Source organism: Chryseobacterium herbae (genome assembly GCF_025154075.1).
Taxonomy (GTDB): domain Bacteria; phylum Bacteroidota; class Bacteroidia; order Flavobacteriales; family Weeksellaceae; genus Chryseobacterium; species Chryseobacterium herbae.
The window spans coordinates 344529-367925 of the sequence record NZ_JAOAMU010000006.1; the positions used below are offsets into that span (position 1 = coordinate 344529).

The 23397-nt window shown below is 36.2% G+C and carries 27 protein-coding genes; 19 read left to right on the plus strand and 8 right to left on the minus strand.

The features are described 5' to 3' along the window. Position 1: 1 nt before the first annotated feature. The 4 genes from N0B48_RS18950 to N0B48_RS18965 form a co-directional block, all read right to left on the minus strand. Positions 2-637 (minus strand): P-loop NTPase family protein, encoded by a 636-nt coding sequence (locus N0B48_RS18950; protein ID WP_259840528.1) that lies wholly within the window; start codon positions 635-637, stop codon positions 2-4. After that, positions 637-1584 carry an AAA family ATPase gene (locus tag N0B48_RS18955; protein WP_259840529.1) on the minus strand — a complete coding sequence of 316 codons (948 nt, stop codon included), beginning with the start codon at positions 1582-1584 and terminating at the stop codon, positions 637-639. The genes N0B48_RS18950 and N0B48_RS18955 overlap by 1 nt, the downstream gene beginning before the upstream one ends. Further along, a complete protein-coding gene (locus N0B48_RS18960; RefSeq protein WP_259840530.1) occupies positions 1577-3676 on the minus strand; it encodes a hypothetical protein in 2100 nt (699 codons plus the stop codon). Before N0B48_RS18960 ends, N0B48_RS18955 begins: the two co-directional genes overlap by 8 nt. A gap of 171 nt (positions 3677-3847) precedes the next feature. Then, the gene (locus N0B48_RS18965; RefSeq protein ID WP_259840531.1) at positions 3848-4039 is read right to left on the minus strand and encodes a hypothetical protein; all 192 of its coding nucleotides are present in this window, start codon (positions 4037-4039) and stop codon (positions 3848-3850) included. A gap of 73 nt (positions 4040-4112) precedes the next feature. Between N0B48_RS18965 and N0B48_RS18970 the strand changes: the two genes are divergently transcribed. From N0B48_RS18970 to N0B48_RS19005, 8 genes are all read left to right on the plus strand, one after another. Continuing rightward, entirely contained in the window at positions 4113-4946 is an 834-nt protein-coding gene (locus tag N0B48_RS18970) for a LexA family transcriptional regulator (protein WP_259840532.1), read from the plus strand. 727 nt (positions 4947-5673) lie between these two features. Further along, positions 5674-5958 carry a bacteriocin-like protein gene (locus tag N0B48_RS18975; RefSeq protein WP_259840533.1) on the plus strand — a complete coding sequence of 95 codons (285 nt, stop codon included), beginning with the start codon at positions 5674-5676 and terminating at the stop codon, positions 5956-5958. 210 nt (positions 5959-6168) lie between these two features. Further along, entirely contained in the window at positions 6169-6795 is a 627-nt protein-coding gene (locus tag N0B48_RS18980; protein WP_259840534.1) for a hypothetical protein, read from the plus strand. Positions 6796-6853: 58 nt separating this feature from the next. Next, entirely contained in the window at positions 6854-7417 is a 564-nt protein-coding gene (locus N0B48_RS18985) for a hypothetical protein (protein WP_259840535.1), read from the plus strand. 12 nt (positions 7418-7429) lie between these two features. Continuing rightward, positions 7430-8146 carry a toxin-antitoxin system YwqK family antitoxin gene (locus N0B48_RS18990; RefSeq protein ID WP_259840536.1) on the plus strand — a complete coding sequence of 239 codons (717 nt, stop codon included), beginning with the start codon at positions 7430-7432 and terminating at the stop codon, positions 8144-8146. Between the two features lie 11 nt (positions 8147-8157). Continuing rightward, positions 8158-8667, plus strand: coding sequence for a hypothetical protein (locus N0B48_RS18995; RefSeq protein WP_259840537.1), 510 nt, complete (start codon positions 8158-8160; stop codon positions 8665-8667). A gap of 319 nt (positions 8668-8986) precedes the next feature. After that, on the plus strand, positions 8987-10357 hold the full coding sequence (locus tag N0B48_RS19000) for a PQQ-dependent sugar dehydrogenase (RefSeq protein WP_259840538.1): 1371 nt from the start codon (positions 8987-8989) through the stop codon (positions 10355-10357). A 110-nt stretch (positions 10358-10467) separates the two neighbouring features. Continuing rightward, on the plus strand, positions 10468-11793 hold the full coding sequence (locus tag N0B48_RS19005; protein ID WP_259840539.1) for a M12 family metallopeptidase: 1326 nt from the start codon (positions 10468-10470) through the stop codon (positions 11791-11793). Between the two features lie 268 nt (positions 11794-12061). On the opposite strand, the gene N0B48_RS19010 is transcribed toward N0B48_RS19005, so the two are convergent. Together N0B48_RS19010 and N0B48_RS19015 are read right to left on the minus strand one after the other, a co-directional pair. Then, a complete protein-coding gene (locus N0B48_RS19010) occupies positions 12062-12655 on the minus strand; it encodes a hypothetical protein (protein WP_259840540.1) in 594 nt (197 codons plus the stop codon). 37 nt (positions 12656-12692) lie between these two features. Next, the gene (locus tag N0B48_RS19015) at positions 12693-13211 is read right to left on the minus strand and encodes a hypothetical protein (RefSeq protein WP_259840541.1); all 519 of its coding nucleotides are present in this window, start codon (positions 13209-13211) and stop codon (positions 12693-12695) included. A gap of 259 nt (positions 13212-13470) precedes the next feature. Between N0B48_RS19015 and N0B48_RS19020 the strand changes: the two genes are divergently transcribed. The 8 genes from N0B48_RS19020 to N0B48_RS19055 all read left to right on the plus strand — a co-directional run bounded on the left by N0B48_RS19020 (position 13471) and on the right by N0B48_RS19055 (position 18827). After that, positions 13471-14340: a DMT family transporter gene (locus tag N0B48_RS19020; RefSeq protein WP_259840542.1), complete on the plus strand. Its 870-nt coding sequence runs from the start codon at positions 13471-13473 to the stop codon at positions 14338-14340. 153 nt (positions 14341-14493) lie between these two features. Continuing rightward, entirely contained in the window at positions 14494-15306 is an 813-nt protein-coding gene (locus tag N0B48_RS19025; RefSeq protein WP_259840543.1) for a DUF6597 domain-containing transcriptional factor, read from the plus strand. A 71-nt stretch (positions 15307-15377) separates the two neighbouring features. Beyond that, entirely contained in the window at positions 15378-15851 is a 474-nt protein-coding gene (locus N0B48_RS19030) for a DUF6265 family protein (protein WP_259840544.1), read from the plus strand. Positions 15852-16211: 360 nt separating this feature from the next. After that, on the plus strand, positions 16212-16544 hold the full coding sequence (locus N0B48_RS19035; RefSeq protein ID WP_259840545.1) for an ArsR/SmtB family transcription factor: 333 nt from the start codon (positions 16212-16214) through the stop codon (positions 16542-16544). Positions 16545-16629: 85 nt separating this feature from the next. Beyond that, complete coding sequence (locus N0B48_RS19040) at positions 16630-17091, plus strand: SRPBCC family protein (RefSeq protein WP_259840546.1); 462 nt, start codon at positions 16630-16632, stop codon at positions 17089-17091. A gap of 141 nt (positions 17092-17232) precedes the next feature. Continuing rightward, on the plus strand, positions 17233-17811 hold the full coding sequence (locus N0B48_RS19045) for a YdeI/OmpD-associated family protein (RefSeq protein ID WP_259840547.1): 579 nt from the start codon (positions 17233-17235) through the stop codon (positions 17809-17811). A gap of 16 nt (positions 17812-17827) precedes the next feature. Next, positions 17828-18226: a DoxX family protein gene (locus N0B48_RS19050; RefSeq protein WP_259840548.1), complete on the plus strand. Its 399-nt coding sequence runs from the start codon at positions 17828-17830 to the stop codon at positions 18224-18226. A gap of 43 nt (positions 18227-18269) precedes the next feature. Further along, positions 18270-18827 (plus strand): DUF4256 domain-containing protein, encoded by a 558-nt coding sequence (locus tag N0B48_RS19055; protein WP_259840549.1) that lies wholly within the window; start codon positions 18270-18272, stop codon positions 18825-18827. Positions 18828-19414: 587 nt separating this feature from the next. Here the strand turns inward: N0B48_RS19055 and N0B48_RS19060 are convergent. Then, positions 19415-20374 carry a hypothetical protein gene (locus tag N0B48_RS19060; protein ID WP_259840550.1) on the minus strand — a complete coding sequence of 320 codons (960 nt, stop codon included), beginning with the start codon at positions 20372-20374 and terminating at the stop codon, positions 19415-19417. A 223-nt stretch (positions 20375-20597) separates the two neighbouring features. Between N0B48_RS19060 and N0B48_RS19065 the strand changes: the two genes are divergently transcribed. Together N0B48_RS19065 and N0B48_RS19070 are read left to right on the plus strand one after the other, a co-directional pair. Then, positions 20598-21098 carry a hypothetical protein gene (locus N0B48_RS19065; RefSeq protein ID WP_259840551.1) on the plus strand — a complete coding sequence of 167 codons (501 nt, stop codon included), beginning with the start codon at positions 20598-20600 and terminating at the stop codon, positions 21096-21098. 228 nt (positions 21099-21326) lie between these two features. After that, positions 21327-21512: a hypothetical protein gene (locus tag N0B48_RS19070; protein WP_259840552.1), complete on the plus strand. Its 186-nt coding sequence runs from the start codon at positions 21327-21329 to the stop codon at positions 21510-21512. Positions 21513-21577: 65 nt separating this feature from the next. On the opposite strand, the gene N0B48_RS19075 is transcribed toward N0B48_RS19070, so the two are convergent. Further along, the gene (locus N0B48_RS19075; RefSeq protein WP_259840553.1) at positions 21578-22609 is read right to left on the minus strand and encodes a threonine aldolase family protein; all 1032 of its coding nucleotides are present in this window, start codon (positions 22607-22609) and stop codon (positions 21578-21580) included. 85 nt (positions 22610-22694) lie between these two features. Between N0B48_RS19075 and N0B48_RS19080 the strand changes: the two genes are divergently transcribed. After that, positions 22695-23348 (plus strand): metal-dependent transcriptional regulator, encoded by a 654-nt coding sequence (locus N0B48_RS19080; RefSeq protein WP_259840554.1) that lies wholly within the window; start codon positions 22695-22697, stop codon positions 23346-23348. The last annotated feature ends 49 nt before the right edge of the window (positions 23349-23397 follow it).

Sequence of the window (23397 nt, forward strand, 5' to 3'; positions counted from 1 at the left end):
ATTAGTTTTGTTTTCCATTTAGTTCTTCATATTTCTCTGGCCAAATGATAAAGTGTCCGCCATTTCTTCCGATGCTCCGGCCTTTACAGTGTACTGCGTAAGCATCAACGTGTAATTTCATATAGGCGTGGTACATTATACTTTTTTCAAGTTCCGTTCTTGGGTTCTTGCCATCTGCATGGCCAGTAATTATGAATGTTTTATTGTGTTTTTTGTTGCAGTACTTCTTTTCTAATTCTAAAACCTGCTCAAAGGTTTGAAAGAAGTATTTAGCAGAATCAATTATTGTGTATTTTGGAGAGCCTTTTTTATCTAAATACTCATTAAGTTCTGTGTAATCAAAACTCTGAACTCCAAAATTCTTTTCCACCTGGTCCATTTCAAATAATTCAACTCTTTGTAAGAAGGAATCATCATCAGGACTTTCTTCTAAGAGGTTATAAAATGTTTTATCATCCCTTGCAAGTTCTTTGGCCAACTGCATTACAAAACTTGATTTTCCGCTTCCTGAGTTACCCCATAAAAACCAAATACCCCGGCTTTGCGGTGTTCCAAATGCTTCTTCAAATTCGTAACTAAGTTTTAATCTTTCAACCTTGATTTGCTTTAACCTCTGTACTGAATAAACCTGTTTCATCAGACCGTGGCAATGTTTAAGGCCCTTCTTACTAAATTCAATGTCAACGGCTCCTGTAATCTGTCAGCCTCTCTCATTGCAGGTACTAAAACGTCATGTAGTTCTCCGTAATTCTCGCAGTTCTGCTGTAGGAACTTTACTAAATCTTTGTCTTGAACATCAAGTTCAGTCAGAAAATCTTTGAATGAAGTATCAATATTGATAAGACGTCTGATCCCGAACTTTATGCGACGATAAAACTGCGGAACCCCATCACGGTTTTTCTTTCTCAGTTTATCCAATTTCGCCTCCAGCTGATCAGTTCCGATAAGGACTAAAGCACAATGCTTGTTTAAATGATCATGAAGCTCTTTAGTGTTACACAGGGTTGCCTGCTTCATATATTCAGCCTCGTCTAAAATTAAAGCTGGTTTTAAGCCGTTTTCACGCTTTGTTTTAAGTGCCTTGATTATTGATGTGATCTTCTTAGATTTAGAATGATTCAGAGGCAGTTTTAACACTTCACATATCTTATCTAAAAGATCATTTATAGTGTCGGTTGAACCTACGGTAACTTTGAAAGATGCTCGCGGGTCTTGCGCAACAAACAAATCAGAAATCCAAGTTTTTCCACATCCAGTTTCACCGATAATAATATTGGTATACCCGAATTCTTTTGCATCTTCCAAGGTTGCCAATATTTGCTTCATTTGCGGGGTAATGATTGTTTTCCAGTAAGCTTTTTTTACTGCGAAGCCAATTGTATCAGCTATTTTTAAAAAATATTTTTCGCCAATTTCAACTTCCTTGCCTCCGCCAGCTGGAACAGTATATTTTCCGGCACGCATAAGAGACAGGTAATTTGCAGGCACTCCTGATAAATCAGCGAATTCATTTGCTGATAAATCCTTTTCATCTAAGTAAAATTCAAAATTTGTTAAGATATTTTCTTTAGTTTGCTTATTCATCTTGTAAGTATTTTTCGAGGTTGAGTTTATTATTTAAATATTCGTTTTGTTCTTGTAGCCAACTATTATTATTTATAGTTTCTTCTTGTTTCTTTATTTTTCTGTTGACCTTTTCTGTTTGTACTTCGATCTGCAGGCGTTCTTTTGATTTTTGGTTTTTGTGTTGGCCCAAACTATCAGTAAGAAGCATTTTTGCAAGGGTGTCATTTAGTTCCGGGCGGTCTTCAAATAAGTTTTGTAATACATTGGCATTTTTTGCTCGCTCTTCAATGATATAGTCTTCTGCGTATTTATTGAAGTCCTTAACTTTTTTCAGTTGTGCTGAATCCTCTGTCATTCTATCTGCAAGTGCCATTGATGGCATATATTTTTCTTGTAGTAAGAACTTATGTTTTCCATCTTCCGAAACAGCAAGAACATTGTTGAGATTATGAGGGTCAAATTTGACAGTCCAGTTTATGTGGGACAGCATTCGGAAATTAAGGTCAAAACTGTCGTAACATTTTTCTTCTCCCAAAATTGTAGGTGTCACACCGTCCGGCTGTAGTTTATTTGTATATCCTGTAGTGTTCCCTAAAGCATCTAAGAAATATTCTTTTGACATGGTAGAAAGGAACTCCTGAGGTATCTTATCAAAGCCGTTCATAAAATCAATAAGCGTTTCTTTCCTGTCAGCTTCAATCATATTTTCAATTTGCCTGATACACCCTTTTAAATCAGGGAATGAATGTTTGATTTTATTTAAGAATTCCGCATTTGGCTGATTTTTACTACCAGTGGTTACATTGTAACCGGACCAATTAGACTGCATCTTGCAATACTTGTTATTAAATCTTGAAAACCATGGTTCAATAACTTTTGATTTTGCGTTCTTAACTTGTGCAGGAGTATAGACAGTACAAACACTTTCATAAGTTGGCTTTAATGCGCCTCTTCCGTAATTATCAGTTTGAATTTGGTAAGGTTTATAGTAATCTCCGAATAATTTGCAAATGTGATTTTGTGCATTTTGCAATGCTGACTTTATCAGCTCCGGGGTTTCATGGGTTCCGATTGCATAGCCTACAATGTGATAATTATAAGGGTCTAAAACTATTACAGCATTTAATCTGTTGTTATAAGTGGTCACTGAGTGCCCATTTTTGTTAGTGTCGGTTTTTTGATATAGTAATTCTACGTCCCATCCATCCAGTGTCCAAAATAAAAGCGGTGCAGATGGTTTACGTCTCTTATTCTGCATTAGAATTGTATTCCTTAATGCAGAAACTCCATTTCTTCCAGCGAACACGACCAAATCCCTTTCTTTTTTGCGGTTTGCTATTGTGCCGGATGTAATGTTTTTCCAGTTCAACTGCTTTGCGACTGCATTATACATTGTGCAGATAATTTCATTATCGAAATTGTTGTGTTTTGATAATAACTCGTCAATTAGGGCTGTTTGTTCGTCAGTAGCAACTTTACGAGCGTTATTGTTTTGTAATTTTCCAGAGATCAACGAAGTAAAGCCGTTTTTTTGATACTCATTTGTTTTCCTACGTAAAGCATCTTTATTTTTTGGTAAATTATGGTGTACTAGGGTGAAGGAGTTAACATCACGGCTTAAAGAATCCCAAATGTCCATTGTTGTCGAGCCTAAAGCTTTTTTCATCCCTTTGCGGTCTGCTTTAAGTTTTAGAACTGTATTTAAAATACTTGCATTATAGGTATATAGCAAAACGGTTTCATCATCAAGGTATTTTTCGTTTCTTTCTCCGTAACGATGTGTTTTGAAAAACGATAAAGCTTCATTATCTGTGAAATAGTGTTTGGCAAAAAAATTTTCCTTTACTTTTTCAGGAGGATTTCCGAAAGTAACGGTAATAAGATCCTGCCATTCCTGAGATAAACTACGGAAATCAACTAATGCTTCATAACCTATAGAAGCACGTCTTAATTGCTTTTCTCCGCTAGTCAAAGAATCCATACGTTTTTTAAATGCTCTATAAGACAATAGACACAAGCTATGCTCATGTTTATTGCAATCAGAGATCAAGTATTTAATCTTGATACCTAATTTGTCATTATAAAATTCGTATGGAGTTTCTTTGATCATGTTTATTTATCCTAAGAGTGGTTTGTAGACAATTTTGCAAGTGATCCCAAAGATTTGGTAACAGGTTGCAATTTGTTTTTCGCGAGTTCTAACATCTTCAACCGGGTTAGAATCGTAAGTGATCTTGCAAAAGATTGCGTGTAGTACTTTTTTCATATCTATTGGATTTTATTAATTTTCTAAAATCTTGTTTAGTGCAGATTCAGTTGCTTTATAATCGGCAACAATCTTGTCAGGTGTTTCGCCTTTTCTTTCCCCGGTAAGACAGTATCTTACATATCGAGTTGATACAGAATACTTGTCAGCAATTTTTTTAAGGATTCCCGTATTGCACTTCTTCCTAATTTGATTACTTTTGTCCATGTGCTTCTTTGTTCAAATTATGTGAACAAATATATACACAAAATGTGAACAAATCCAAATAAAAATTCACAAAATGGGAATTGAAGTAGATAACTCATTGATTATCGACAAGATAAAAACGCGACTTGGCTTTGAAAAGGACAAGGAACTTGCTGATTTTTTAGATATAAAACCTAATACCTTAGCCAATTGGCGTAAAAGGAATATGTTAGACTATCAGCTGATATTCACAAAATGTGAATGGATTGACGGGAACTTTCTTTTTACTGGATCAGGTTCGATAGAAAGGCAAACGAAGATTAATAACTATAAAGACATTGATATTACGACCTCATTTGAGCATAAAGTTCCGCAGGTGGTCACAATTGACAGTAACCAAAAAGATAATGTTGTTTTAGTACCTGTAAAAGCGCGTGCAGGATATTTGACAGGTTATCATAAACCTGAATTTATTCAAAATCTACCAACATACAGACTTCCAAACTTAAACAATGGTATTTTCAGAATGTTTGAGGTTAAAGGAGAATCAATGAACCAAACATTACCCAATAAAAGTATTGCCGTTGGTGAATGGGTCGAAAATTGGGTTGAAAATATCAAAGACGGTCGTATCTACATAATAGTGTATGACGATGGTGATAAATTTGAAGATGGGCTAATCATTAAACGTTGTCTGAATAGAATTAAAAAATATAATAACCTGATCTGTAAATCTGATACTTTGGATAGAGCAGATTACCCCAATATAAGCATTGATCCAAGGTACATAAAGGAAGTATGGGAGCTTAAAGGGGCTTTTAAATTTGAATTCCCGGACCCTTCAAATCTGTTTAAAAGAATTGATGACCTAGAAGCTAACTTTCAGCAATTATTCAATCTAATGCCCAAAAACAAGCTGGAAAAGTAGCTGTAAAGAAAATTAAATTCATATATTATTGATAATCAATAATATACATTTACGTATAAGCTTTTTCACGGCTGTTTTGGGTTGTTATTCTACAGTAAAACATTGTTTTTGTACCTTTTATAGTATGTTTTGATATAGGTTACTGCGTATTTTACATATAAAAAAGTACATGCATTAGTACATCCATTGGTACACCCATTTAAAAAAATCGCCTATTTTGGGCTACTATTACAGGGCTCTTTTCTTTGTGTTATTAGCTAAGTTTTGGCTTATTTAAAGAACATTTCTAGGGTCTCAAATCCTTTGTTTTACGGCTATTTGCTGAAATAAGGTAATTGATACACCTATATAAACGAGAAAAGCCCCATTAGGGGCTGTAAATCGTAATTAAAGAACATTTAAACAGTAATTAAATGGTATTTAATGTACATTTCGTATCAATTCGTAATATAGGGCTTACCATAGCTAAAACCCTTTATTAATGGGCTTTTTTGGCTTTTTGGCTTTTTATTATTTATGTACTTTTCATATTAATGCCCATACATGTAAATTGTTCATTTTCATGAAAATAAGAAAGATAATTCAAATAATGATATATTCATCAAATACCATTTATATTAATCAAATATTAATTTATAAATATATTTAATTATTTTTTTCGAAATAATATAAACATATTGTAATTATTCTTATCTTAGTGATGTAATAACAATATAAAATTATACTCATGAAAAATTTTAAAAAATTGAACAGAAACGAATTGAAAACTATTTCAGGTGACGGAATCTTTGATAACATCGGAGGTGTTATCGGAGGACTAGGTGGAGTAGTTGGCGGAGTAGTAGGTGGTGTAGGTACTATCGTAGGTGGCGTTGTAGGTGGCGTTACCAGTACAGTAGGAGGTGCTGTAAACGGTGTAGGTGTTCTTGTAGGGAATACATTATGCCAGGTACAGTGCGTTGTAAACGGTGTTGTACACATCCAGATCCTTTCTTGTGGATCTACTTGCTAAGACAAGCCATTAAAATTAAAAAAGTATACCGCTCTGAAAAGGGCGGTTTTTTTATGCAAATTATTGAATATCAGTAAGTATTTCAAATCCGGAACGCCGGGCAAAATATTCTTTTTACAAATTCTTGATTTTTGTCAAGCCCAAACTGCCAATTAAGACAGTTCTTTGTCTTCTTTTTATAGAAAAAAACAAAATGGGCGTTCAAAAATTATGAAAAACAAATTATTAACAGCATTCTTTTTATCAGTATGCTTTGCTACACATGCACAAATAGGAATCAATACTCAAAACCCTCAGGGTGCATTTCACATCGATGGAGGGAAAGATAACAATGCAAACAGTCTTCCTACACTTGTGCAACAGGCCAATGATGTTGTCCTGACTCCAGGCGGAAATCTGGGCATTGGCACTACAATTCCGAACAGTGTTTTACAGGTAAACGGATCATTATCAATGCCTGTAGTCACTACAGACACTAACTATACTCTTACCGACAGAGATTATTCTGTCATTTTTACCGGGATATCAAAAGACGAAGCGAGTCATGTCACTTTTACGATACCAGATCCGGCTAGCTGCAAAGGACGTATCTACAAGATCACCTCTCTGAACGGCGGAACCAACGGTCATGGCGAATGGAATAGTGATTTCACCGCTTTTAAAGAATATGGTTTAACCTTAAGCCAACCTGTTATTTATGCAAAGGATGATGATGGTTCAGTATTATCCTCTACACAGGTCTATGTACTTGGAAACAGCGCTGCCGGAACCAAAGGCCCGGGTGACAGAATCACCATACAAAGTGACGGAAAAAGGTGGTACTGTATTGATTACTGATCAAGTATAAATTCCTCCATAATCACTACATTGCATCACAATAAATCAACCTAAAAAGATGAACAAAATTATCATCACAGCTATCGTTCTATCATTAAGCGCACTTAATCATGCTCATGCACAAAAAAAGATAACAGATAATAAGCCTGCTGCTCAGCAAAATACAACTAAAGAAGCTAAAGAAACTGAAAAAGCTAAAATCTGGATCACTCGCACCGTTGCCAATACTTTAAATAAAGCCAACGGCATGGCAGAAAATACCAATGAAGAGGCAGAGGGAAAACATAAACAAATCTATACCACTCAATATATGGCTTATAAAGATGATGCAGCAGAAACAGGTATGGATGGCGGTATGACGCGGAAAGCTTTCGAAAAGAAATGGGCTAAAGATTTTAACGTTCAATATGCAGGCGTAGGTAAAGGCTATCTGGTTTCCAATGCGTATTATGGGTTCATCGAAGTGACGCAATGTGTTTTCATAAAGAAGACCGGCAATGCTTATCTATTTGAAACCGTTATTACAGATACGGAAGCTAAGATTAATTATAAAAGAGATATCAAAGTAATTCCTTCCGGAAATTCTTTTCTGATTGCGGATGTGCTGGAATACAATCAATAACCTGAATTCACGATGCCTACAATTCCTTTTTTAATCCTGTTCAAACTGTTTTATCTGGGAAGTTTTCCTGATCAGACAGGGGTTATTTATTTCGACGAAAACTGGCAGCCTGTATCCAAAAAGGAAATGGTCTACTATACACCGGTGCCTAAGCCCGTTGGGAAAAAGTATTTATTTAAAGATTATTACAAATCCGGAAAGCTTTATTTTGAAGCCTTATCCAATTCTAAAACGGAGAGAAAGTTTGATGGTGTGGCTAAATTTTATGCAGAAAACGGGCGCCTGATAGAATCTGCGGAACTTAAAAGCGGAGTTCTGAATGGTAAAGTTCATTCCTTTGATGAGACCGGCAGAAAAAAAGGAACTGCTTTTTATATCAATGGCAAACAGATGGTCTCAGATATGTATTATTATAAAGGTGATCCTGAAGGCTCTCCAGATTATGACGTCATTTTGATCAGGCAGGAAGATGAATTATTCGCGGAAATTATTTATGATGGTATGAGGTATGGGATTCGACAGGAGACTTATTTTATGGCCAAAGTAGTAGAAAGTTATGATGCTAACGGCAAACTGATAGGTATCGCTAAATTAAATCAGGCAGATCCTAATGGCAATGTCCTGGATTATTTAAAAGAACACAACCAGCCAGTTGAAGGAACTGTGGTAGAATACCTTTATCATCCCATGAGAGTTAATAAAATCATTCATCTCAAAAAACAAAAGTAACCGTATCCATCATGCTTACACACATCAGAAAAGAGCCCCTTACCGCCGAAGAAAAGAAAAAACTAAAGTTTGTCCTAAAAACAAGAGTGATTATGGGATTGATTTTCATCCCTATTCTTCTTCCGGCTTTCATACTCATGGGTTACGCCGCCATTCAGGATATAATAAGCGGTACCACTGACGGAGGTACTTATTTTTGCATTGCTATGATCTTTTTTTGTACATTTCTGCTTATTCGGTTTGTGATTCCTTTTTATAAAAATTCTTTTAAAAATCTAAAGCGGGAAGATAAACTGGTTGTTGATACCGTTATTTTGTCCATCTCTAAAAACTGGACCAATAAAGGATTTAAATACAACATCCAGACAGAATACAGATTCATAGATTCGTGGTCTATAACGACTGTCATAAAACCCAGTCTTCCTTATCATGAAATGTACGTTAACATGCCTATCACTATCCATTGTTTTGAAGATAACAGTATAGATATACTTTATATTGAGAAAACAAATGTAAAATAGAGTAGTAGCCACAATTGTTAAACTTTAATCTTTAAACTTCCGATGGTTATAGCGTGATGTATTCCGAAAACAGCGCCGAAAAATACCAATCCAGATCATTTTTCAGGATAATCGAAAATGAGTAAAAAATTTAAATTAAAATAAAACTGAAAACAAATGAATTAAATACAAGAGAATAATTTTTTTATAATTTAAAATTCATGCTTTCAAAAAATCGGTAGAATAAATCACATAACACTCTGTTAATCAGCATTTAAATAAATAAAAAGAATCCAATTTGTATACTTTTTTTTCTAAATTTGAATGATAAATATTTAAAATGATGATAAAAATTTATACTCTCGCTATTGCTGTATTTATTAATGTTCAACTTTTTGCACAAGCAAACGATTATTCTGTAAGAGAAGTTAAAAGTGGATTATACATTCCCTGGGAAATGGTTAGTGCACCAGATGGTACTATTTGGTTTACACAAAGGCATGGTTCAATTTCGAGACTCAACCCGGTTACCGGTGCAATAAAGCAGCTTATCTTTGAACAAAACGTGTCCATCAATAACGGTGAAGGGGGAATGCTTGGTTTGGCTCTGCATCCTGATTTTCCTAACACCCCTGAAGTATTTTGCTCTTACAATTATTTGGCCAACGGGAACGACTACCGGGAAAAATTAGTGGTGTACGAATATAACGCGACTACAGATGCACTTACCTATAAAAGATTAATAGTAGATTTTATAGATGCCGCCGTCATCCATAATGGCAGCCGTTTGCTCATTAACAATAATATGCTGTATATGACTACAGGTGATGCAGCAGATCAAAGTCTTCCTCAAAATACATCATCACTGAACGGTAAAATTCTCCGCTACAACCTGGATGGTACGATCCCCAGCGACAATCCTATCCCTGGCTCTGCGGTATGGAGCTATGGTCACCGTAATCCACAAGGGCTAACTATGATGGGGACTAAACTCGTTAGCAGTGAACACGGTCCCAGTAACGATGACGAGATTAACATCATAGAAGCTGGCAGGAACTATGGCTGGCCCAATGTCGAAGGCTATTGTAATTTACCGGCGGAGATTACTTTCTGCAACGCCAACAATGTTTATGAACCTGCTAAATCCTGGACCCCAACGATTGCCGTATGCGGTATTGATTTTTATACTCATTCGCTCTTCCCACAATGGCAAAATAAATTACTCCTGGCTTCATTGAAAAATCAGGCCATATATGTGCTGACATTCGATGCTAATCAAAACACTATCATTTCAGAAGTGGATATACCTCAGGTAAGTTTTGGAAGAATAAGGGATGTGTTAGCGGCACCTAATGGAAAAATTTATGTCAGCACGAGTAACTCAAATAGTGTGAACAACAAGATTGATAAAATTTACGAAATATATGATCCTACACCCAACAATTTAGATACAGATGAAACCCCTAATTTAAAAAATAATTGGACGGCAAGTCCCGTTCCTGCCAATAATACCATCACCATACAAAACAAATCGAATAGGGGCATCGCAGAGATTGATCTGGTAGACATGAGTGGAAAACTCATAAAACAACTGCATTCTCAAGGAAAACAAATGCAGATAGATATTACCGGCCTGGCAGCAGGTTTCTATTACCTGAAAATTAAAGAAAATGGTTCTGTATCACAAATTTTAAAAATTCAGAAACTGTAAAGATATTTTTTAGGCTTCAAACCAAAAATGGGACAAATGTTCATTTGGTAACTACGAATATTCAGATAAAAGGTCAACACCCACATTAAAAAACATTTTGAACTAAAATTATGATAAAACAATTAAAAAAGCTAGCTGCAATTTCCAGTATCATTTTTCTGCTAGGGGCTTGTCAAGACGAAAGTATGCAACTATATTCTCCCTCACAGGAGGAAAATGTAAAAGCAAGTGCATTAAATCTTCGGAAAGGGGTTTTGGATTGTTCTGGGCAGGAGGAGCTTTTTACATCTCAGAAAAATTCTACAATAATACCTTGGGGAGGAGGGCTGATTCCCTATCGGTTTCCCTCTGATTATACCACATCCGAACGAACAATGATTCGGACTGCAATGGAAGACTGGGAAAATAAAACAGGTGCTGTAGTATTCATTAACGTAGACGATCCAAAGTCCAGTATCTTGCCCAAAATTGGATACAGTGAAGCTATTTATCAGGATATGCTAAGCTATTCTGGTCTTATTATGAAGCGTGTTGATAAGGGCTGTAGTGTGACAGATCAGGGTATTCCTATCACGAATAATTCTGGCACGACGACTATGAGACTTAGCCCTACCTGCGATCTGATAAGTATCAAACATGAACTTGGACATGTTTTAGGTTTGATACATGAACACCAGCGAAGCATTCGTAACAATTTTATACGATTTCCCAAAAGTACTTACGATGATATCCGTGTGCATTTTCCAAATAATATTCCGCAACTTATAAATGCATTATCTGTCGAAGTTCCTTCTTATGAAGATCCATTTCCCTTCGATTTTACATCTATTATGATGTATGGATCTTATCCTCGAAATAATATAGAGTTAAAAGACAGGCTAGAGCAGGAAAGTAAACCGCTTTATATGTCCAAAAGTAACTGTAGTTTGATTCAAAGACCTCAGGGTATATCTGAAAAGGATATTAAACTGATACGAAAGCTATATCCAAGGAAGCTCAGTATCTACAATATGACAAATACAACAATGCCTATAACTGTTAGTTTTGGCGTCAATATGTACGCAGAGGAACAATATAATATTTTTCCGGGTACGAGTTTGGAATTGATTTACGATGTGGAAACGGGATTCTGGTATTATGGAAGTATAGGCTCTTCTTCACGTGCTGTACTAGCACTAGATTTGGATGGAACCCATCTTGTAAGCCAAAACAATATTGTCACCTTCCCAGAATCCATCGGGGCTCCAGCAATCATAAAATACCGGGCAGGAGTCGGTAATAATCACACTTTGGTAACTAACATCAAAACGGCTTCCAAAATGACCGTTCAGACTCGGCGGGTGAATGACTTTCAGCCAGTATCAAACCATTTTAAAGTAGAAACTTCCGTTACAGGAAATTCTATTCGCATGGCTATACTTCCAAAAAATAGATAAAACATATCTAAAGTTAGTATAGTTAAAAAAATATAACAAACAACAAGATAGACATGTTTGCAGATTATAAATATTAGGTAGGGAATTCCTATCTAATATTTTATTTAGTTTACACATGCAGATATCATTTTGAGAGCTTTTTTTTCAATTTCTTTTTAAGCTATTTATTTTATAATCATAAATCAGGTAAAATATTAAATTTAACATAATATAAATTATAGGCAAAATATAACTACAGAATCTTACCTTAAAAAGACAGCCATATCAACTACTTTCCGAATTTCTCTTCCAGATACTCTTTGACAACGCCTACAAAAGCTTCCTTTGTCATATACCTGTCCAGAAAGTCTTCCAGGCTTCCTTCATTCTCAATTTTCTGAAAATAAACTTCATGATCTGTACTGTAAACCGTTGGGTTTATAGGATTCGGATCTGTTAAGCATACAAAATAATGATCAGGATATCCGTACGAATAAATAATACAGATAAAATCCATTTCTGTTCCCTGTACAGTTTTCCTGAGCTCATCTTCTTCTACAAAGCCGTCAAGCTCACCATCATCTTTTGAATCTTTTTTAAATGGCGTAAACAGCCAGTCTTTATAAAAATCCTGTCCATACGTTTGCTCATGTTCTGAAAAATAATGCTCAATCAAATCTTCGTAGAATTTTTCATTATGATCGACGTACGTCTCTTTATTCTTTTCGTAAAATGCATCAATCCCGTACACATCCCATTCTTTATCATACAGATAACCGCTGAATTGGATGCTTTGCCAGTTTTCGGCAAAGGTTTTGTCTGCACTGATATGATCTGTATTTCCGCCTAAAGCATTTAGTTTTTCTACTATTTTCGTATACATTATGTTAAATTGATATTATAACAGGTTTAAAATCAAATTAATATTTTCCGTTATTCCGCAACTTTTCCGTTGTTTCTTCCTGACTGTACTCAAAATAATTCCCATTTTTATCCTTATTTCTCTGGAACAGCTTTATATGATACTTTTTGAAATTCAGCTTCAAAAACTGATGAAAATAACCATTTCCAAAGCATACATAGTTGTAAAATTGTGCTATAAAGCCCTCTGTGTAAGGGTTTTCAAATGTTTTCAACCGCCTTACGATCTCAGAAAGTTCAGTTTTTGTGATGTCTTCTACGATAATAGGTTCCGGTAAAGCAATATCAAAGGCCAGATTCTCCGCTCCATCCTCTTCCCACCACTCCCAAAGATTAAATCCGGACATCTCCTTCCCTGTCATTTCATGCAGCGTATTCTCAAGTTTTTGATAGGCTGAATGATCTTCATCTCCATGCTCATCACAGTAATCTGTATATTCTAAAATAAGCCGCAGTACCTCAGGGTAAAGCTTTTCAGCAGTAGTAAAATCAGGTTCAATTTCCCTTCGTAATTCCATATCATCTAAGTAAAATTCCTTTCTCTACTAAATTACATAATTTTTAACGCCTTAATCATTTTGTTTCAGTCTCTTTTTACCTATATTTGATCTCAATACAATAAATATGAACCACGCGAGCTGTTTGCCTCCTCCAGGATTTTAATATTTTCAAATTCATTTGAAGTCTGTTCATGCCGTTAAATTTTTATCGGCTTAAATATCAGTACTTCAAATTCTGATAAAAAATAATATTACAAATCTTTACAGTTCATTCTCAATGAAAAAATCATATTTATTATTGCATCTGGCCGTGATACTGGCCGGCTTTACAGGCATTTTCGGAAAATTAATATCCCTTAATGAAGGATTACTGGTCTGGTACAGGCTTTTCTTTTCGTCCATCATTTTATTTGTTATTTTAAAACTGCTGAGAATCCCCTATAGCATTTCTTCACGGGAAAAAGTCCGTATAATGAAAGCTGGGCTGCTCATCACGCTTCACTGGCTTTTTTTCTATGCCAGTATTAAATACTCCAATATTTCAATCGGCGTGGTTTGTTATTGTCTGACCAGTTTTTTCACCGCGGTATTCAAACCTTTAATTGATAAGGAGAAATTCAAAATCTCAGAGCTGCTTCTCAGTATATTTACTTTGTTCGGTATCAGTCTGATCTTTCATTTTGATACTTCTTATCAGCTTGGAATTATTTTAGGGGTAATTTCTTCTGCTTTTGGTGCGCTCTATACCATTTATAATAACCGGCTGGTGAGGCATTTTGACACCAAAGTCATCAACTTTTATCAGATGATTGGCGGAACTTTAGGCCTCGGAGCAATTTTGCCCATATACCTCTTCATTTTCCCGGCAGATAGCATAGTTCCTGACTTAAAAAACACCGCTTATTTGGGTGTTTTAGCACTTTTTTGCACGGTGGGATTATATGTGACCTTTGCAGAGGTTTTAAAGAAAATTCCGGCCTTCACCGTGAATTTAACGTTCAATCTGGAACCGGTTTATGCGATCATTATGGCATTTCTATTTTTCGGGGAAAGCAAAGAAGTTGGTTCGGCATTCTATATAGGAATTTCCTTGATCATTACATCGGTTGTTTTGCAGACGCTGATTTCAATTCGGAAAAAAGTATAATTCATTCATTCAAACAAAGCGCAGAGATTTTATATTCTCTGCGTTTTGTTTAATAATGTAAATCACAATTTGGAGATCTGTTATAAAATATCCTTACCTCCAATTTTATTTAGTAGTTTTAAAGCTAATTGATGAAAAATAAATGATTTAACAATGAACTATCAAACCTTCCAACCACGTCCTGAACTCTCCGCTCTTATCAAGTGCTATTGGACTTTGGAAGGCCCTGAGGAAGAAGTTCCTCAACAGCAAACCATTGTTCCAGACGGTTGTATGGAAATGATCTTTCATTATGGCGATCTTTACAAACAGTATATGGATGATGGCCAGGCGGTAGTTCAGCCCAGAAGCTGTGTTTTTGGCCAGCTGACTAAACCATTGGTTATAGAATCCACAGGGACTACAGGAATGTTCTCTGTCCGTTTTCAGTATGAAGGATTTATTCCATTTGCTACGATTCCGATTAAAGAAATGGATGATAAAGCGGTTCCGCTCGATCAACTCTTCGGAGAAAATGGAAGTGAGCTGGAGAAAAATATGCTGACATCCAAAACAACTGAAGAAAAAATACAGATTGTTGAAGAATTTTTACTCAGAAAACTGGATGCCAATGCCATTGACAAAATTGTACGATCTACGATAGATACCATTATTACCGCTAATGGTCAGATTTCAATCGGTGAACTTTCTAAGCAGACCAACATCAACCGTCGGCAGCTGGAACGAAAGTTTTCCTCTGCCATAGGTTTAAGTCCTAAGCAACTTTCAAAAACAATAAGACTGCAAACCACACTAAAACTCTTGCTTAATAAGGAATTTACAACCCTTACCGCCTTAGCACATGAATCCGAATACTATGACCAGGCCCATTTTATAAAAGATTTCAAAGAATTTACCGGATTGACTCCGAAAGAATTTTATGGCGAAAATCTGAAAATGTCTTTCCTTTTTTTCGGAACAGATTAACCTTGTCGCATTTTTACAATTTTAACCTTAATCATATGTTGAACTTTGTCTTCATAACAAAATATAAGACAATGAAAACAAAACTGATTCTCTCCGCCATCGTACTGGCTATTCTCTCTGCCTGGACCATCCAACCAAATGAACTTCAAAAACTGGAATGGCTCATCGGTACCTGGGAAACCAAAACGCCCAAAGGAAGCCTCTATGAAACCTGGACTAGAAAAAGCGACACCGAATTCCAGGGAAAAAGCTACTTCCTGAATAAAAAAGACACCATTATGTTTGAATTTGTAAGGCTGGTAGAAAAGGATAAAAAGCTACATTATATGGTATCCGTAAAGGGTCAGCATGATGAAGTTCCCGTTGATTTTGTCTCAACATCCGATTCAAATCCTACCTCTCTTATCTTTGAAAACCTACAGAATGATTTCCCACAAATCATTACCTATAAAAAAATTAGTAAGAATTCTCTAATTGCCGAAATCTCAGGCACCCTCAAAGGCAAAAAAAAGAATGAAATATTTGCAATGAAAAAGATAAAATAACAACACTGAATTTTAACAGAGCATTCTTAACGAAAGAAAAGATATTTAAATTTAAAGAGAAGGCTCGGCCGCCGAAGGCGGCCAGCTAAACTTTCGCTTCATCAGGACGTATATTTATAGTTTCCCGCAGATCACACAAATTACACAGATTATATTTTAATTGAAATACATCAAATTATTAAAAGTATAAGCAAACATCTGTTCAATCTGTTTAATCTGCGAGAGATAAAGATATAGGTTTCATCAATAAGCTCTCGAATCAACTATTCAGGAGCTTTTCTATTTAAAATCAACAATTTATCAAAAAAAACTTGCGTAGTCAAATAACTTCATTTAAATTTGTAGTCAAATAACTACACAATGAATTTAAGAAGAGATGTATTCCAGGCTATAGCAGACCCTACCAGAAGATCTATCCTGATGCTGGTGGCCGCACAATCCATGACGGCCGGAGCCATCGCTTCCAACTTCGATACCGCCAGACCTACCGTTTCCAAACACCTTCAGATCCTTACAGAATGTGAGCTCCTAAGATCTGAACAGAACGGCCGTGAAATTATCTATCACCTAAATCCCAATAAAATGAAAGAAATAGCCGATTTTATAGAACCCTTCCGCCAAATGTGGGACGACAGGTTCAACAAGCTGGAAAATGTAATGAAAGCCTATCAGAAAAAGATAAGTAATGAGTAATGGGCAATGAGTAATATTATACACGCTATCCCCGAAACTCTCCCACTCTAATACTCTCAAACCCTCAAACCCTCAAACTCAAAATATGGAACTCAAAACAAAAATCCACGCCGAAGACGGCAAACAGGAAATATTTATCACAAGGGAATTTGATCTTCCGGTAGAATTGCTTTTCAAAGCCTACACCGAAGCTGAAATTGTTGAACAATGGATGAACACCAAAGTTCTGAAGCTTGAAAACAAACCACATGGCGGCTATCAGTTTGAAACATCCAATCCTCAGGGTGATGTCGTTTTCCGTGCCAATGGAACCATCCACGAATTTGTTCCGGAGCAGAAAATCACAAGAACTTTCCAGATGGAAAATACACCTTTCCCTATTCAGCTTGATTTTTTGGAATTTGAAAAACTGACTGATCATACCAGTAAACTTACCATCCAAACCATCTACAAATCTGTTGATTTCAGAGACCAAATGTTGAAATTGCCTTTTGCACAAGGGCTTAATATGGCGCATAACAGATTGGAAGAAATTTTTAGAAAATAGAAATTAGATGTTAGATGTTAGATGTTAGAAGGTCGCAGTTTTAAATCATCCCCCAAAATCTAATATATTCAAACTCAAAACCCCTCAAACCCTCCCACTCTAATACTCTCAAACACACAAACCCTCAAACCCAACACCACCATGAATCCAAAAGTTGATTTTTTCTTCGATAAAGCCGATCAATGGCAGAAAGAATTTGAAAAGCTAAGAGCTATCCTTCTCGAAACAGGGCTGGAAGAAGAACTAAAATGGGGCAATCCATGCTATACCTATCACGGCAGAAATGTCGTTCTGATCCATGGATTTAAAGAATACTGCGCCCTACTCTTTTTTAAAGGTGCTTTACTCAATGACACCCATCATGTTTTGATCCAACAGTCCGAAAATGTTCAGGCAGCACGGCAGATCCGTTTTACAACACTTAAAGAAATCACTGATCTTGAAAAGGTGATCCCAACTTACGTTTACGAAGCTGTAGAAGCTGAAAAATCAGGGATAAAAGTTCCGATGAAGAAGACTAAGGAATTTGAAATGACTGAAGAATTCCAAAGTAAACTGGATGAAAATTCTGAATTAAAAGAAGCTTTCGAAGCCCTTACTCCCGGGAGACAGAGAGCGTACTTGCTGCATTTTTCGTCGGCAAAACAATCCAAAACAAGAGAAGAAAGAATTCAAAAATATATTCCTCAAATCCTTACCGGAAAAGGTCTGAAAGATTAACTTAATAAAAACTATTATGGAAACACAGAACAAATCACAAAAAAGAAACAGAATCATTTACTGGATTTTCACAATCTGGATGGCATTGGGAATGGTATCTACTGCCATTGTCCAGCTCATGAAAAACAAAGATGAGCTCGCCAATTTCACCACTCTTGGCTACCCAGCCTACCTGATGACGATCATCGGAGTTTGGAAAATTCTGGGCGTAATCGCAGTATTGATCCCGAAACGTCCGTTATTGAAAGAATGGGCATACGCGGGATTTTTCTTCGTCATGTCGGGCGCCTTTGTCTCTCACATCATTGTGGGTGATACTTTGGGACGAACTTTTCCGGCCCTACTGTTGCTGATTTTAGTCGGTATTTCGTGGTATTTCAGACCGGCAGACCGAAAAACATCTGCATCTAATTAAGACCGTATAAAAAATTAAATAACAACCACTTAAACAAATTAATATGAGCAAAAAGAAACTAACAACCGAACAGAGCGGAGAACTTTTAAAAGTTTTAAAGACCCGTTTTGATAAAAATATGAACCGTCATAAAGGCCTGAACTGGGAAAAGATACAGTCAAAGCTGGAAGCTGCTCCTGAAAAGCTCTGGTCATTGAACGAAATGGAAGAAACAGAAGGCGAACCTGACGTGGTAGATTACGACAAAAAAACAGACGAATACATCTTCTTCGACTGTTCCCCGGAAAGCCCGAAACGCAGAAGCCTCTGCTACGATTATCAATCCTGGGAAGCCCGTAAAGCCAACAAACCCGAAAGCAATGTCATTGATAAAGCCACAGAAATGGGAATTGAACTTCTGACAGAAGAACAATACCGCCAACTTCAAGAACTGGGAAAATTTGATTTAAAAACATCCAGCTGGGTGAAAACGCCTGCAAACATCAGAGAACTTGGAGGCGCTATCTTCTGTGACCGCAGGTATAATACGGTTTTCATGTATCACAATGGTGCAGATTCTTATTATGCGGCGAGGGGATTTAGAGGGATGTTGAAAGTTTAGTTTTTGGGTTGCGAGGTATCGGTTTCGAGTTCAACGTATTCCTCAAAACTTTCATTTTAAAATATTGATTTTAAGATCTCGCAAATCTCGCTGATTATATAGATTCTCATTTCACGCTTTCTTTTAAACATTAAGATCAATGAAGGATGTAAGGTGAGTTAAGAAAAAATCAAATGATTTTTTAAGTTGTACATCTTAAAGCGAAGCTAAAACTTAATATTCTTAAAAACTTAACACAGAATCTTAATGGTTTAAATTTTTCCTCCCGCAGATCAAGCTGATTATGCAGATTTTTATTTCACGCTTTCTTTTAACATTAAGATCAATGAAAGTTGTAAGGTTAGTTAAGAAAAAATCAAATGATTTTTTAAGCTGTACATCTTAAAGCGAAGCTAAAACTTAATATTCTTAAAAACTTAACACAGAATCTTAATGGTTTAAATTTTTTCTCTCGCAGATCAAGCTGATTATGCAGATTCTTTTAGTGCTATTAAGTTTATTAAGCACAAACATCTGTTTAATCTGTTTAATCTGTGGGAGCTTAAAAACATATTTATATCCATACGATCTGTGAGAGGCCAATCCAACTAATCGTTTTTGAGCCAGGGCGATTCCACACTCCAAAAAATAATATTCACACCCAAATAATGTTCAGCATAGTCCACAAATTCTTCCTTGGTAAAAGGTTTCTTCGTTTTTGGGTTTTTATATGTTAGAGTCGGTTCCTGCACCGCCATAGCTACTAAAGGCAGTTTTCCTTTATATTGATTGAAAAACGGATAAGAATTTTTCATCTGAGCATTTTTGTTGGGAACAATGTCCGGTCCGCCCAACGCGATGTTATTTTTATGGGCAAATTCAAATAACCTCGACATATATTTATGATCGTTCTCCCATTCACACGGAAAAAAATTCACATATTGCAAAACATAAGAAGTTTTAAAAGCGTTTCTGGCGTACTGTAAATTATCCAGTTCAGCCTGAAAATATCTATCACAGCTGAAGCCTGTTTTATCCCTTTTCATATCAATATCTATGGAGGTTTCAGGCAAATTGATTCCCTGTATTTTTCCGTCAAAATTTTTCGCCAGTGCTCCTATCAATTTCTGATATCTCTCTTGAACCGCAGGATTCCATTGTTGCGTTACCCATCCATTTCCTACAGGCTTATTTTCACCTGGATTATCATATTGAGGAACCAAACCTCCGTTATATTCTTTTTCGTTTAAAATATAATCCGGGACATATCTGGCTTCCGGCTCAAAGAAACGGTCCTGAAGCTGGATGAATAATTTTCTGTTCAGACCTGATAAATAGTTCAGATCATTTTCAATTCGTGAAAAATCATATACATCTTTCGCGGTTTCTAATGCTCTCCAGTTATACACGATCTGTACTCCGCCTATATCTTTCCTGGTAATCATTTTTTCAATGTTTTTCAGGTCTCCCGATGAAGTGTAAATATAATTCTGAGGAGTTTGCGCTGTGAAAAGCTGTAAAGCAAAAGTCAAAAAGCCCAAAACGGCCATCTTAAATAATCGTGTCATAACTATGAAATTAAAAGATTAATAATCATCATTTTTCGTGCCCAAATTGGTTTTAGACTTAAAGAAAGCTTTTAATTAAAATGATCATTCCTTTTTATTTTGAAGAAATTACAGATTATTTTTATGACGAATCATTTCTATTTGTATCTAATTTCCTTTCATATTTAAATACTATTACTAATTTAGTAGATTGAAATTTGAATTTAATATAACAACATTGGGTATGAAAAAATTAATCTTACTGGCTTCAGTATTGGTTTTACTTATTAACTGTAATAAAAAAACGGAAACTCCGGCTCCGGCAGCTAAAACGGACACAGCCGCGGTGATTGAACCTGTCGTAGATACACTGGGACCGAAATCATTCTGTTATATGGCCGTTACAGGAAAAGACAGTGTCTTTGCATCCATCGATGATAATCTGGGAACCATTACCGGCAAACTAGCCTACAAAAACAATGAAAAAGACAGTTCAAAAGGAGATGTAACCGGCTTTAAATCCGGAGACACATTGAAACTGACGTATGAATTTCAGGCTGAAGGGACAAAAAGCAAGAGAGATATCTTCTTTATTCAGAAAGACAATACTTTAACCGAAGGAATCGGTGATCACAAGGAAGAAGACGGGCAGTCTAAATATGCCGATGAAAAAAATATCAGCTACAAAGACGGACAAAAACTGGAGCCTGCAGACTGCAAAGTGGTTACGAAAGCTTTAAAATAATATAAAAATCATTTATTCTCCATTATTTGAAATATTCTGCATGGTATTTGCTATAAAAGTGGCTCATTAGAAACAACAATAAAGTAGTATTATGCAGCATTTTCAATTCAGCCATTTTCAAAAAGTGAATTTATAGAGCGCTTAAAGAAAACCTTTCCTCAATATAAAATTCAGACCGGTTTTGGAGCACTTCAGGTGAGAACCAGCGGATTTACCTTAACCGGCAACGTGAAAATCACTACCAATCCTGAAATAGGAAAAGTAAGCACGGAAACCTGCCTGGACTCAGCGGTCCTTTACCTGATTTTCTGTTTTCCGATCGGCATTTATATGATGATGAAAAAACAGAAAGTGAAAAAGTTTGAAAGCGAGATCATTGCGGGAATTAAAAATATACTGACTGAAGACCAATAATCAATGTCAAGCAAGATAAAAAGGTGGCTGAGAAAAACTCGAAGCCACCTTTTTATTATCTTTTACTAAAGTTCTTTTTGAATCAGTTCTATAAAACGTTCTACCGCTTCATCACCCGTATTCCACGAGGTAATAAGGCGGATCGCAGAAGATTGTTCATCTATCTTTTTCCAGACGTAAAATTCAAAATGTTCTGATAGAATTTCAATCAGTTCATTGCTGATAATTGGGAAAATCTGGTTGGTGTAGGTATCAGACAGAAACTGTACGCCCCTTTCCTTCATTGCATTTTTGATCTTCATCGCCTGAATATTGGCATGTTTCGCCAGATCAAAATACAGATCGTCTTTCATCAACTCCATAAACTGGATTCCCAAAAGACGTCCTTTAGCCAGTAAAGCTCCTTTCTGCTTGATATTGAAGGCGAAATCCGGCTGTAGATCTTTATTATTAATTACGATAGCTTCTCCTATCACTGCTCCGTTTTTTGTACCGCCCAGATAAAATATATCCGTCAGTTCCGCTACTCTTTCCAGGGTCAGATCACTGATTTCCGAGGTAAGTCCATGTCCTAATCTGGCACCATCCATAAACAGATAAAGCCCATTCTGACGGCAAAATACTGAAAGCTCTTCCAGTTCATGAGCTAAATAAATGGTTCCCAACTCCGTAGAATTTGATATATACACCAACTTCGGCATGACCTGATGCGGAACATTGCTGTGACTTTCCAGAACCGGAATAATGTCAGCAGGTCTCAGTTTACCGTCTTCAGTTTCAATGCTTAACACTTTATGGCCTGTTGCTTCAATAGCTCCGGTTTCATTATTTAAAATATGGCCCGGCGCGGCGGAGATCACACATTGATAAGGTCTCAGAATGGATGAAATCACAATCAGGTTCGCCTGTGTCCCTCCGGAAACCAAATAAACATCAGAATCCTGATTCTTAATTTTATCTTTAATCAGTTTTTTGGCTTGAGCAGAATATTCATCTTCGCCATATCCGGCCTGCTGATTCAAATTAGTTTGTACAAGTGCTTGTAGAATATTCGGGTGACACCCCTCAGAATAGTCGTTTTTAAAAGAAAATTTCATAGAGTAAAATTAAAAAAAGTTAAAATAACAAGAGCAGATTTTACATAATATTTTGTTAGATTTGTAGTGAAAATCATCTAACATTTTGAGAACAACATTAACAGAAGAAAATTATCTGAAGGCTTTGTTTCATTTAGTTGACAATGAAGGGAAAGTAACGATCAATGAGCTCAGCAAATTTTTAAACGTAAAAATGCCGAGTGTGAATAACATGATGAAGAAGTTTGCCGACAAAAAATGGGTCATTTATGAAACATACAAGCCGCTGGTAGTTACAGAAAGCGGAAAGCGTGAAGCCGCACTGGTCGTCCGTAAACACAGGCTAACCGAAATGTTTCTAGTGAAAAAAATGAATTTCGGCTGGGAAAATGTCCACGAGATTGCAGAACAGCTGGAACACGTCCATTCACAGATCTTTTTTGACAAAATGGACGAAATCCTGGATTATCCTAAATTTGATCCGCACGGAGAACCTATTCCCGACAAAGACGGAAATATTATTTCGCAGGATCTTCTTAAACTGAGCGCATGCAAACCCGGAGAAACTGTAGTTTTCGCTTCCGTTACACTCTCCGACGACGGGTTTCTGAGCTATTTAACTGAAAGAAAACTCCTCCTGAATACGAAGATCAAGGTTATTAAAATTGAAGACTTTGATAAATCAATGACCATAGAAATTGGGGATAATAAGGAAATTCTGAGCAGGAAAGCTACGGAGAAGATATTAGTGAAGAAATAAGGTTCATTGGTGGCTTCGGGAGCCTCTGCCACCAATGCTCCGGTTAAGC